We start from the raw sequence: 12,394 nt of genomic DNA, 5'->3' as shown, positions 1-12,394 counted from the left end.
CACAGCGTAAAATCATTTTTGAAAAATGCGATTAAATTGCCCAGCAAAAAGAAACCATCCCCGGAAGGAGATGGTTTGGTTTCAGGCTGCGTCTTCTTCAGCTGCTTCATGAAGCGGTTTAAGCAAGTGTTCTGAAGCTTCACGCGCCATACGGCAGGCGCGGAACAACGCTTTCTTATCGGACTTCAGTATCTTCAGCCAGTGATCGATATAGCTATCGTGCTGCACCTCGCCATATACACCTAAATGCGCGCAAAGGAAGGCATTGCCCAGCTCAGCAACCAACTCTTCAAAGGCATAAACCGGATCGCCAAACTTACGCGATGTCGATGTGATGCCTTCCCGATCCAGTCGGCTGTGATGGCCGGTTGCATGCACAAGCTCATGCAACAAGGTCGAACAAAAGTCTGCTTCGGTAAAAAACTGCTTACGCAGCGGCAAGACGATTTGATCCTTCATAGAGTCGTAGTAAGCCCGGTTTTGCTCGGAGTAACTGACGCGAACGCCAGATTCACCTGCAATGGTCACAATGTCATTGAAGACTGGCGCGCTCAACGTATCAACGGATTCATCATCCAGAATCTTAGGCACAGAACCGATGTTTTTTTCCGGTAGTCCTTCGCATTGCTCGATATTGAACAGCATTATGCTGCGCAACATGATGCGTTGCTCCATAACCGTTTCACCTTGTGCGTTGATGCGTGGTTGGCCAGCCTTGTCGGTGGATTCAACCTCAAACGGCTTGAAGAACACCGCGACAGTTGCTTTCTCGCCTTTGCGAACGTTGCCACCGGCTGCTTGTGCCTGCTTCCACGTTAGCCAGCGATTGGAATTGAACCCTTGATCCTCTGCTGACAGCCACAGCAGCATGATGTTGACGCCGTTGTAGTGCCGACCGGTCGATGCATTGGATGGTATTGGTGATTCAGCGAAACGCTTGCTGTCTCGCCACGGTTTACGCCAGGGTAAAACACCGCGCTCGATCGACGCGACGATTTTGTCGGTGACTTGCTGGTAGAGATCAACTTGGTTGGTTTGAGATTTACGGGATTTGCGTTTGGTAGGCATGGGATACTCCTTACGTGGCGTATCCCTCCCCGTAATGGCGAAGTGATACGCCACTGGGCAGGTTGAAATTGAGGGTGATTACTCGGGGTTATTGAGGATTGCTTCGGGTATTGGCCATTGGCCACCTAAGTGCTTCGTTAGCCACTCCTGAACATCAAGCCATTCTGCAAGAGTGCCATCCGATGAGATGTCATAGCAGCCGATGCAAAATCGATGTGCCAGTAGTAGCGTGGCTTTCACCATGAAGTCATAAGGCCGGTCTGGTGACCAGTTAAACGATGTCTTGCAGAATTCACTGCCAGACGAATGTTGGCCAAGGAAAAAACTTTCATACTCAAGATTTTCCTTCTCTTCGCCGTTAAAAGAGATAGCGGGTTGTCGAATACCGCTTTGTACGATCAGATCTGCGGGCTGCAGCAGTGGATAGCGGCCATCGCTGGTGCAAAGCACCAATGGTTGCTTATAGCCTGGAACATGCCGGTTTTGTATTATCAAAAACACGTTTGATAGCTGTACGGTTAAGAGTAACCACTGATCGTTAGGAACAGATTTCAGTTGGGTGTAGCAATGGCAATAGCCCATAGGTAAATCCTCCAGATGTGAAAAAAGGGGATTTATCCGCTAACGGGAGTAAATCCCCGTCAGGGTGGGTAATGCGTGCCGTAAGGCGAGGTGATGAGAGAACCTTAACCATCGTAGATGGCACCCGCTCTAAAGGTGTTCGGGTATGGGGACCGCCAGATGGCGCTTCTTTCAGGTCCGTGAAGTTTTATTGCTGTTTTCACTATGGATGGTTAGCGAGATAATTGCAAACGTCCATTTAATGGGTTTAATAAGCTATCTTCCTTATCAGAATTAGAATAGCCATCAAAATTCTCAAGCTCTAAAACGCCTAATGTATAGTCATAGCCTTCAGTGGCAATGAAAACATGCTCAATTAAAGTCAATCCTTCAGGTTCATTAGGGAACCAAATTCTTGCTGGTTGAGTTTTAATGTCACTTAAAGTGTTAGGTGAAAGAGAGGACATTAGAGAGTTTTCTGGCAAAGATACAGGAGGAACCCCTTTAGTCTTTATATATGCGCCGCTTTTATATGCTTTTTCATTTGGTGCTGCCCAGAGCAACATTCCATCTCTGGCTGCAACAACTACAATTCTTTTAGGGATTATTTCCTTTAATTTTAGAGCTGCCGCCATTAAAGAAACCCCATACCTGCTAGCACAATGAATTAATAATTCAATACTGAATTTCTGGTCAGTTAATTGCTTCCTAAAATCGTCAAGTGGCATTAATAGATATGAAGCAAAGGTGTCAGCTTCATTTTCAACATCCTTTGGTGCTGAACTCTTTTCACCAGCTATTGATGAACATAAAAACTCATTCATTTCAGCGCGATGAAGTATGTAGTGTCCAAACTCATGAGCGATAGTAAATCTACGCCTACCGTCAGATTTTATATTTTCATTATAAAGTATTTTCCATTTCGTTCCACTTGGATGCCGAACCAATGCCCCCTCAATACCCTCAAAGACTTCAGATTTAACTTTTGATATTCTGTCATTAGGTGAGGTTTGCTGTGAATACTCCAAAGCTAATTTCTCAATATCAACAGGAAATCGATCATTACCCAAAACAAGATTCAGCATTTTTGATATTTTATTAGCTTCAGCCTTAGGTTTCAAATCCATTCTAATCCTCGTCATCCCATACATCTATCAGTTTTCGCATCTTCTTCTTATCGTTATCAGATAGCCCTTTATATTTCCTGAAAAAAGCCTCATCTATAACTTCTTCATCTGGATTTTCGACTTTACTTTCTAATAGGAATTGGGATGTAACGCTTAAGGCTTTTGCAATACTTTCAATCTTTTCAGCAGACGGATTTGGATTCTCTCTATTTTCTAATTCCCAAATATAACTTTTACTTGTACCTGATAACTCAGCAAGCTTATCTATACTAAGTTTTAAGTCCCTGCGCCTTGCATTTATTTTATTCCCAAGTATTGAAGTCATATTTTCCTCCTCAAAGCCCTCTTGTTTCAATAAGTTTGATTTTTCCCGCTTCATCCAGGAATTCTATGAACAGTATATCGAACAATTTTGTACTTTTACATAGTAAATCCTGTGCTAAAAATCAACAAATGATCGATACATAGAACTTAAAAATTCGCTTGACCGAACGGGTGGCATTGATCAATAGTTGACCTCAAGTTCGGTAGGTCGAACGAAATAGTACGTTACATCCATAGAGTCTGAGCCAAAGGCCAGGGAGTCTAAATGAAAAGTAAAATGATAAAAATCAACGATAAACTTGTTGAAATTGATGATACCACTCCAACTGGGGCTCAGATTTTGCTCGCCTCGGGCGTTAGAGATATCGTCGAGTATGTTCTGTTTCAAAAACTGAAGAATGGCTTACTCGAAGAGATTCGCCCTGAAGAATCAACCCAGTTAGACAAAGACAGCATTGAGACATTCCTGTTGTTCAAGTCCGACCGGACTTATCGGTTCACTCTTGATGGAAAAACATTTGATTGGGGAGCCCCGAACATCACTGGAGCCACAATTAAATCTTTAGCTAATATTGAACTATCTAGTAATGATGTTTGGCTTGAGCTACAAAATGAAAAAGATAGACTAATTTCTGATCATGAATATGTAGACCTCACATCACAAGGTGTTGAACGTCTTTACACACAAGAGACATGTATTGAAATTATAGTCAATGCCAGAGCAAAGAATGTAAACCATCGAATCTTGAGTTACTGGCAGGTAGTAAAACTCGCCTTCGAACATGCTGAGAATACTGAAAGTTCGATTTACTCGATCGATTATGCTAATGGCCCAATTGTGAACCCTGAGGGGGCCATGGTTGATGGTCAACATGTACAATTAACTAACGGGATGGTGTTTTATGTCACTCAAACTGATAAGTCTTAATCCATGCTTAAAGAAACTGCATGATGAAGGCTTCGAGATTGAAGTTCGTGACGGTTTACTTTTGATTCATTCTGTACCTTACGTTAATTCGAAAAAAGAGGTCCTGAGAGGGACCTTGATTACCAATTTAGTTTTAAATTCGCCAGATGTTGTAGGCATTCCTAACACACATCAAATGTATTTTAGTGGTGAACATCCCTGTCGCCCTGATGGCAGTATCTTGTCTGCAATTCAGCACAGTTCACCAAACAAAGCTCTTGCAAATGGTGTTACTGGTGATCATCACTTCTCAAATAAGCCGCCATCTGGCAGCTATGAAAACTATTATCATCAGGTTACAAGCTATGTGCGAGTAATTGAGAACCAAGCAAAGTTTATTGATGAAACTATAAGTGCTCGAACCTTTTTGAGGCACTATACATCCAGTAATGATGATATTTTTCTTTACCAAGACACTGCTTCAGCTAGAATCGGTACAGTTCAACTTAATGATGTATTTTCGACTCAAAAGGTTGCTATTATCGGTATGGGGGGGACTGGTTCATATATTTTAGATATGATTTCTAAAACTAAAGTTAAAGAAATTCATCTGTACGATAAGGATCATTTTCAACAACACAATGCTTTCCGTGCACCTGGCGCAGCATCGATAGATGACCTAAATAATTCCATTTCAAAATGTGATTATTATCATGGTATATATAAAAAGTTAAGGGGAGGTGTATTTCCTCACAATGAGATGATATCGGAACAAAATGTCGATGAAATATTAGAATTTGATTTTGTTTTCATTTGCGTGGACAGTTCTCAATCAAGGAAATTCATTTCTACCTCTCTCATGACTAAGAATGTACCGTTCATCGATGTTGGCATGGGGTTAAGTTTCACAGATGATAAAGGGAGCATATTTGGAACATGCAGAACAACATTATTCACTGAGCGAACAGGTGTTGCCCCACTAAAGACACTACCTACAGAGTCTCATGTTGAAGATATTTATAAATCAAACATTCAGCTAGTTGAACTTAATTGCTTAAATGCTGCCTTTGCTGTTATTCAGTGGAAAAAGGAATTTGGATTCTATTGTGATGATATGGGGTCATTTGAAATGACATATAGCTTGGGGATTAATAAAATAGCCAATAAAAGGACAGGGAATGAGGGTTGAATTTTTTGATTTGGTAATTTCCGATCTCATTCCAGAGAGAATGGAAATGGGTAAGTTATATGTATCTATGAAATACTCTACTCTTGCGCATTTATGTGCCTGTGGGTGCGAAAATGAAGTGATAACCCCACTGTCACCTTTGGATTGGAGTATGACATATAATGGAAAAGACATATCTCTTCACCCATCAATAGGAAACTGGGGTTTTCCTTGTCGCTCGCATTATTGGATAAGGAAAAATAAAATATCGTGGGCGGGTGATATGAATGACGATGTCATAAAAATCAATAGGGAAAGAAATCTATCACTCAAATTATCAACTTATAAAGATGATCAATGTGAGGTCAATGTTGCGCCTACATTATCAAAAAAGGAAAATGTTAAGATAAGTTTTATCGGTATATTATTTAATGGTTTAAAAAAATGGTTCAAAGGCTAATTGTTGTAAACTTTAAAAACATAACTACCTCTTCCGTCACCGTGCCCCAAATCCATCGAAACCATCGCCTCAGCTTCATTTTTGCTGAGGCCATTTTTAATATGCCACTCAGTAGCCTCGCGCGAATATGCATATCTCAAACTGTGTGGTGCTTCTTTTCCTGAAAATCCTGCATCCTTAGCCACATTTCGGTAGCGATCGATCGCGCTCCTGAGGCCAGCTTTATCAATCAACTTGCCGCCATGTTGCGCCGTATACGCCACTGCTGCATTCAAACTGCACACCAGCTCATCGCGTCTGACGACTGTTGTGTCTCTCGGTCTGCCGCCTTTTGTACCAAACACCACGCGCAACCGTTCATCCCCGCGCGCCAGCGCCTGCTGCCACGTCTTAAGTGATTTCGCCGACTGCACCGCTTCTTCCGTTCGCAATCCAAGATAACGCGCAATCTCCATCGCCAACGCAACGCCTTCGTCTTTACTGCGTACGAGGGCGAGCGCCTCGTGAAAGCGCTCGTCCGTAATTGCCGTCTTTGATCCAGCTCGACTGGCACCAGACAGGTTGAGAGCATCGTTACTCAACTTCTCATGCTTCGGGTCGGCCAGTTTTGTTCTGCCTGCAGTGGCCAGAATCGCGCGCAGCGCCGCCATTTCGTTCTGTAGCGTGCGTTTTGAAATTTCCTCCGCCAGGCGGCTACGCACGTAATGCTCGATGTGTTGAGTCTTAATATGGTTCACATCCCTGATCTGGATGTTGAGTTTCAGCATCTGCTCAGCCAGCCGTGCTGCTATTCGCGAGCGATCAGCTACGGTTTTAAAACTGCCGCCAGATTGTCTGGCCAACGTCACCAACTGCTTGCTGAATTGCTTGTTTCCGCGTGACATACATCCTCCAAAACATCTCTACCCCGACGGCACGGTTTCAGGTTGCGCTTCCTGCGTCTCAGCGGATATCTGTGCATCGGGGCGGCGAAATGTTGAGTTGTTGCGAGGTCCCCACAGCTCTCAGAGCTGATCGCGGCTAATGCCGGTTCCTGATTTCTCAGGACGCCTCCGTCCGTCAGGTTCGCTGACGTCGCCTTGATATCGCGTCGATTTCCTCCTCAGATAAGTTGCCAACGTTCACTGAATGTTGGGGCGGTTGATGGTTGTAATAACGGACTACGTGTTGGTCAGACGGTAAGCGTCGTCGCAGAAGGCCGTATTACGTGGTGTTGACGTATACGCGCTGCGCGCGTCACTTGGTTGTTGCTACGCGCCAACGCAAGTGACGCCGCGCTGCTTCTGCCTGTATTTGCGAGGTCCGTTCGTCGCCAAATGTTCCAAATGGCGGAAACGATCACGCGAACTGGCCGTGCGCAGTAGCTTGTATCGATGAGATGAAGTTGATTGAACCGTAGTGATGTAGTGGAAACCTTGGGCGTTGCTTTTGCCCGCTACTTGCAAAGGTTGAGTAGCTTTGCCGGTTATCTCGGATGCAGCCGCCATATGGCGTTTCTCACAGGCCGCTGAAACTTTCGCTGATGACCGCCGCTGGGGGGCCCCTTTCAGGTCATGAGGGCTTTGTTGGTTGCGTAAACAACTAAGGCAACAAGCCCAAACTATCAACATTGGATTTGACGGTCAACAGGCGATATAGGTTGCATCATCAAGTATTGGGATTAAACTTTGAGATATACATTCTGGAATTGAGGCAATCGTGCGCATTCAAAATTGGCATTTCAGAGGTAAACTTAAAACGATTAAGAGTAAACTTCCTGCTTCGACTAGCAGTAAAGTTCTCCTCGCCTGTCTTATTTTGGCTTTTGCTCTTTTTCTTTTCTACTATCTTTCAGGAATTATATTAATTGTCGCAGCTATTGTTCTCGGCGCTTTAATTTACGGTAATACTGAAAACCACGTTACGGATCACAATAGTACCGTTTTTGACGATGACGATGAGCCGCGAGGGGATGGATATCGTGATGGGCCAGAAGGATATGGATATTATTCTGGTGGCGTGAGAGATGATGATTGAGATTAACTTATTAATGCAGCGTAAATTATCGCGTTGCATTTATCGTTTTGATTAGCCCAAGGTTAATTCGGCGCATCCGTTGCGCCTTTCATTTTCATCCTATTCTACCACCTATTTTTTCTCCGACTTTACCAGCAGCAGACTGAGTTGATTTCACACCTGAACTCATTGCATCGGCCAAACCGCCAACTCTAATTCCTGCCCAAGAGAATGCAGTCACCCACAGCATGGGTAAGAAAATAAACATCGCCCCCATAACAAAGTTCATAATCAAATCATCAGAGCTATTCTGGAAACCCGCTGCATTCCAGCGGCTATGCGTATCAGAACTATAAAGTGCTTCCATTAGCCAGCTGTCCAGCCAACGCGCCAATTCCCACCAGAACGTCAGGAAATTAAGCGCAAACACCACAAAGCTGACGGTAATAACGGTTTTGAACTCATAACTCCCAAACGCCAATATCAGTGGCAGCATCACGTATATCGCCATCAGCAATAATGCCTGCACCATCGGTAATGCCTGGCGCATCGCATCAAATGCCGGGAACGCTGCCAGACTACCTAATGACATTCCCGCAATACCGCCAATGCGGGTGGCGGAGTTATCCAGTGTGAAGTCGGCATTACCACCATAACCGGCATAGGTCCGTCCATTCTGCGAGACGGTCAAACTTTCCGGGCTCACCAGGCGGCGAACAATGCTCTCTTTATATTCAGCGTTGTCCTTGCCCATCATTTTTAGTGCGGCAGACATCCGCAGCCACATGCCGGGTGATGCCTGATCGACTACACGCGCCTCAAGACCGGTATCGGCACTGGACCACCATTCGCGGCAGGTTGGATAGCCACCGCGCCCGGTATCTGGTCTACCGCTGTCGCGGCCCTCGTTCCACGGGAATGAGGCGCGTGGCGTCTTGGATTGCAGTTGATCGTAATAACCGCTGCCGTTCAAAAAGGTGCTGCTACCCAGCCATTCAACATCGCGCAGCGCGTCTTCCTCTTTCGTTTGCCCCTGATCCTGCTGCTTCCACAGGTATAGCGCCAGCGCATAACAATCGTTGGTGAAGTCCTGCAACTCGGCGGCGAGCGCCGGATTACTGATGCGAGTGTGCTGTACTTCAAAGCGCAGCTGACGTAAATCCGGGCGGCAGGGAATTGTGGCCACAGCTGCCTGAGTGATGCCTTTAGATAGTTTATGCATCAGCACCCACCAAATTGGCGCAGCTGCTGTTTGCCCGTCCATGCTGCTAATGATCGTTGAATAGCCGCTTTCATCTGGCGCTTTTGCTGTCCAGGTGCCGCAGCTCTTGGAACGAGATTCATCGTATTGAATGCTGTCGAGGCTGACATTGATGATCGGCAGGCAACAAACCAGCATCACAAAAAACGCGCTATAGAGCGCGTTCTCGATACGCGGCAGTGACAGCTTGCCTTTGTTGCCCTCGTCATCGCCTTCTTCGCGCACCTTGAGCCAGATCCCCACGACTTTGAATACTAGCGGTAGCGCGAACAGGCCGGTGGCGATCAGCAGATTCCAGATGCCGTTATTGATGATCCAGCCCAGCAACGTGAGGAAAAATTCCAGATAGCTGTTCGTTGTCATTAGTGACCTCCCGTTGAGGCATAAAGCACCCACTCCATAATGGCGATATAGAGCGCACCAATACCGCCAATGCGCAGAATGGCACGTCGCCACACAGGATCTGATTTCTTACGCTGCCAGCACTGGAAGGTGAAGTAAGCCGTCACCGCATAAATAATCAGTCGCCATGCCAGCCAGAGCACCCATGTTTTCTCAAACCAACGCATCAGCAGTGCCGGTGCATCTGGTGACTGGCTGACAGACAGTAACGTCGCGATCACCACGCAGAAAATGGCAGTGAACGACACCATACAGGCGAGTACCTTGAGGAATTTACGCATCTCACTCCTCCCCGGATGGTGCGGAAAGCTGGTTGAAGCGCGAATCGGTGTTTTCATGCGGCTGGCGCTGCGGGTTCGTTGTAGCGCGATTGTTCTCACGGTCAATGATGGTCAGCACGGAGTTACGCGCCAGTTCGCGCTTCAGTTCCATTTCATTCTTGAGAGCATTGATTTCCCGATCGAGCGATTCAACGCGGCGATCGCCTTCCTGCAGCGCTTCAGGCATTGCCGCTGCATTCGGTTCCGATTGGCCGGTCACAATCATGCGACGCATCAGCAGCGCGGTTTCAACCGTATCGGCCATCGCCAGTTCACCCGCCAGACGGCCAACCAGCGCCGCGTTGTCCGGGTCACGTTGCAGCGCTTTGATCACGCCACTGGTGATCGCCAGGCTGCCGGTACGCAGTTTTGCCAGGTTCTCGGCGTTGGGTTTCTCCGCGCCATTAACCAGCTTCACCAGTTGCTCGCCGTTGATGCGCGTGGCTTCTTCCAGCATCGGTGAAAAGCCGGTTCCGGCGACACTGGCGCCAGGTTGCTGATCGATATCGCCATCGGTGCATTGCGCGGCATCTTTGCAGGTGCGAATTGAGCGATCGCCAAGCACTTTAACCACCGCAGCTGCCGCTTCTTCGGAGCTGGAAAACTTCCCGCAGCTGCCGCCCGTACAGCTGTCGCCGCTGACGCTGCCGGTACTGTTTACCGGCAGATTATTCATCATGTTATAGCCAGCGGCAGACAGGTCATGAGTCGGGCGAATCGCGCGCTGGCCGCGACCACCGCGCTTTTCACCGCCAACCCAGTTGCTGCCGGATTCGCCCGTCACTTTTTCCCCGGCATCGTTCACGCGTACCGCATCCGCGTCGCCGCTGTTGACCAGCTTTTTGTACTCGTCCATCGCCGCCTGCTGCGTCCATTTGCTGGAGTCCGAGAAATCCACCATGCGTTTGGCCATGTTCTGGCAGTTGAGCTGAGCCTTGTCGAACGCCACATTGGCCTGCAGCACGCCGTTGGTGAGCATTTCATACAGGCCGGGATTAGCGCGCTGGATCACCATCGCGGGCAAACTTGCCACCGCGCCGGTTGCGCCCTGAACCACATCGCCCATCAGGTTTTTGAAACCGTTGGTCATGCCGTTGAGCTGATTGCCGACGGTGGTTTTCAGGTCGAAGTTGCCGCATTGCAGATCCGAGCTCCAGCCAACGTCCAGCCCAAGCTTCTGCATGTTGCTGCGCGTGGCGGGCTGCGAAATTACCGAGCCGCCACCAAGGGTATAAAACAGCTTGTCGGACACCGCGCCGTTGGCGCTTTTGCCGTAGCCCATACTGCTGTCCTGAACCTGCGGCAGTGAAACGTCAAACGCCTCGGCGCTGGTTGCCAGTAGCAACACTGACGCTGTAAACCAGATGCGCGGGATCATGATTCACCTCCAAAATCGGTGCTGTAAAGGAAGGTCTGGCCGCGACGCTTGCAGCAGCTGTAAGGTTGCCAGAGCGCGAAGGCTTCATTGCCATCAACGGCTGCAGTGAAGTTGCCATCCGGGAACACGGCGCAGGTTTCGCTGAGCTGCGGAGACAGCCGCTGCCATTTGTGGTTTTTGAATCCTGTGTTTTCCTCGACCGGACCGGGCGGCCAGTAGCCAGGAGAAGGATTGCCTTTGAGTGTTTGATAGACGTGCGGCTGGTCGGTGCGGGTGATGATATCGGCGACGCGCTGCGCCACCACGGCGGCGGCTTTGTCGTCATCGGTCTGCGTGACGAAGCCCGATCGCGGATAGACGTTACTCCACATATTGGCAGTTGCCTGACTGCCAATCTCTCGCATGCCTAGCACCAGTGCTTCCGGGTAAAGCGATTCCGGTATGCCGCTGCGCCATGCCAGCGTATCCAGCGTGCTGAGGAAGTAAGGATTCAGCGGCGTTGCCGCGCTCTCGCAGGAATAGCCAGAGATGCTGCCGCCGATCAGCGATGTGGCCGGATGGCCAATCGCATCGGCATATTTGAAATGCAGATTGGTTTTACGCTTACCCGGTGCTTTAAGCTCCTCGTTACCGCCACCGGCTGGCACGCCGTACATGCCATTTTCGAGCCCGCCAGCCGTCTGGCTGACGAATGCCATCTCCTTCCAGGGATTCGCGCCGGGTTGGGCATAAGCCGATACCACGGCTTCCGGTATGAAATGCGTCACCTTGACCGATGTACGAACCTTGCAGCCCCATGGCGTGCAGAACAACCAGTAACAGATGCCGCTGACACGCCAGCTTATGCAGGAAGGCGACACCGCGCTCGCTATGATCTGCGCGCTGGTGATCGCCGATTCAGCTGCCGGTTGCATCGAGGCAAACAACAGCGCGGTCGTCGCCAGCTTCGCGCGCGTCATTGATGACCACCTTGCGCCCGGATGTTTTTTGCCAGAACCACATCGGTCGTGCCGTACACCACATCCACGTCGTCGAAGACTACTGCAGGATATTTTTCAATTCCCAGCTTCCAGGCTGCGATGACGCCACGCCATGCTTCAACCAGCTGCTGTTGCTGTTCAGCGCTTATTTGCTGCAGGCCACTTTTGGCAGCCTGCGCAGCGGCTTCAGGATTATTGCTGAGCTGGCCAAACATCGCATTTTGCTGCTGGTCAGGTGCATCGAGAAACACCATGCGCGTATCGGCGTCAGCATTAATGGCCGGATGGCCAACCGTAGTGAAAACGGTAACGGCGGCAAAACCGGGAGATATTGAGCAAAGGAAAAAGAGTGGGATCAGCGACTTCATCAGACTTACTCCACAAAATGAGAGAAGCCCTAACGGTGCGCTGGATGCGAGTCGAGTACAGCAAACAACTCTGTG

Annotated in this window: 14 protein-coding genes; 4 read left to right on the top strand and 10 right to left on the bottom strand. The window is 48.3% G+C overall.

Annotated elements, in window-relative coordinates:
* Positions 1–81 precede the first annotated feature (81 nt).
* From LU196_RS09775 to LU196_RS09760, 4 genes are all read right to left on the bottom strand, one after another.
* Positions 82–1,068, bottom strand: a complete 987-nt coding sequence (locus tag LU196_RS09775; protein WP_232759105.1) for an ArdC family protein — start codon at positions 1,066–1,068, stop codon at positions 82–84.
* A 78-nt stretch (positions 1,069–1,146) separates the two neighbouring features.
* A complete protein-coding gene (locus LU196_RS09770; RefSeq protein ID WP_232759104.1) occupies positions 1,147–1,650 on the bottom strand; it encodes a hypothetical protein in 504 nt (167 codons plus the stop codon).
* 212 nt (positions 1,651–1,862) lie between these two features.
* Complete coding sequence (locus LU196_RS09765; RefSeq protein WP_232759103.1) at positions 1,863–2,756, bottom strand: ImmA/IrrE family metallo-endopeptidase; 894 nt, start codon at positions 2,754–2,756, stop codon at positions 1,863–1,865.
* A gap of 1 nt (position 2,757) precedes the next feature.
* Positions 2,758–3,081: a helix-turn-helix domain-containing protein gene (locus LU196_RS09760; protein ID WP_232759102.1), complete on the bottom strand. Its 324-nt coding sequence runs from the start codon at positions 3,079–3,081 to the stop codon at positions 2,758–2,760.
* A 264-nt stretch (positions 3,082–3,345) separates the two neighbouring features.
* Here LU196_RS09760 and LU196_RS09755 point away from each other — a divergent pair, with 264 nt between their 5' ends.
* From LU196_RS09755 to LU196_RS09745, 3 genes are read left to right on the top strand one after another with little or no spacing between them, the layout of a single operon-like run.
* The gene (locus LU196_RS09755; RefSeq protein WP_232759101.1) at positions 3,346–4,008 is read left to right on the top strand and encodes a multiubiquitin domain-containing protein; all 663 of its coding nucleotides are present in this window, start codon (positions 3,346–3,348) and stop codon (positions 4,006–4,008) included.
* Complete coding sequence (locus tag LU196_RS09750; protein WP_232759100.1) at positions 3,983–5,176, top strand: ThiF family adenylyltransferase; 1,194 nt, start codon at positions 3,983–3,985, stop codon at positions 5,174–5,176. The genes LU196_RS09755 and LU196_RS09750 overlap by 26 nt, the downstream gene beginning before the upstream one ends.
* Positions 5,166–5,615, top strand: coding sequence for a DUF6527 family protein (locus tag LU196_RS09745; protein WP_232759099.1), 450 nt, complete (start codon positions 5,166–5,168; stop codon positions 5,613–5,615). Before LU196_RS09750 ends, LU196_RS09745 begins: the two co-directional genes overlap by 11 nt.
* Here LU196_RS09745 and LU196_RS09740 read toward each other — a convergent pair.
* Entirely contained in the window at positions 5,612–6,499 is an 888-nt protein-coding gene (locus LU196_RS09740) for an integrase domain-containing protein (protein WP_232759098.1), read from the bottom strand. The two genes, LU196_RS09745 and LU196_RS09740, sit on opposite strands and share 4 nt — an antisense overlap.
* A gap of 814 nt (positions 6,500–7,313) precedes the next feature.
* On the opposite strand from LU196_RS09740, the gene LU196_RS09735 reads away from it, so the two are divergent.
* Entirely contained in the window at positions 7,314–7,631 is a 318-nt protein-coding gene (locus tag LU196_RS09735) for a DUF3742 family protein (RefSeq protein WP_232759097.1), read from the top strand.
* A 94-nt stretch (positions 7,632–7,725) separates the two neighbouring features.
* On the opposite strand, the gene LU196_RS09730 is transcribed toward LU196_RS09735, so the two are convergent.
* The 5 genes from LU196_RS09730 to LU196_RS09710 are packed head-to-tail and all read right to left on the bottom strand — an operon-like array spanning position 7,726 to position 12,319.
* A complete protein-coding gene (locus LU196_RS09730; RefSeq protein ID WP_232759096.1) occupies positions 7,726–9,234 on the bottom strand; it encodes a conjugal transfer protein TraG N-terminal domain-containing protein in 1,509 nt (502 codons plus the stop codon).
* Complete coding sequence (locus LU196_RS09725) at positions 9,234–9,554, bottom strand: hypothetical protein (RefSeq protein ID WP_232759095.1); 321 nt, start codon at positions 9,552–9,554, stop codon at positions 9,234–9,236. Before LU196_RS09725 ends, LU196_RS09730 begins: the two co-directional genes overlap by 1 nt.
* A gap of 1 nt (position 9,555) precedes the next feature.
* Positions 9,556–10,971, bottom strand: coding sequence for an integrating conjugative element protein (locus LU196_RS09720; protein ID WP_232759094.1), 1,416 nt, complete (start codon positions 10,969–10,971; stop codon positions 9,556–9,558).
* Positions 10,968–11,930 (bottom strand): TIGR03756 family integrating conjugative element protein, encoded by a 963-nt coding sequence (locus LU196_RS09715; RefSeq protein WP_232759093.1) that lies wholly within the window; start codon positions 11,928–11,930, stop codon positions 10,968–10,970. The genes LU196_RS09720 and LU196_RS09715 overlap by 4 nt, the downstream gene beginning before the upstream one ends.
* Positions 11,927–12,319 (bottom strand): TIGR03757 family integrating conjugative element protein, encoded by a 393-nt coding sequence (locus LU196_RS09710; RefSeq protein ID WP_232759092.1) that lies wholly within the window; start codon positions 12,317–12,319, stop codon positions 11,927–11,929. Before LU196_RS09710 ends, LU196_RS09715 begins: the two co-directional genes overlap by 4 nt.
* Positions 12,320–12,394: the final 75 nt, after the last annotated feature.

Origin of the sequence: Pantoea sp. Mb-10 (assembly GCF_021272205.1) — a bacterium.
GTDB lineage: Bacteria > Pseudomonadota > Gammaproteobacteria > Enterobacterales > Enterobacteriaceae > Pantoea.
Note: the sequence above shows the minus strand (reverse complement) of the source record. Positions and strands in the feature narration are given on the sequence as shown.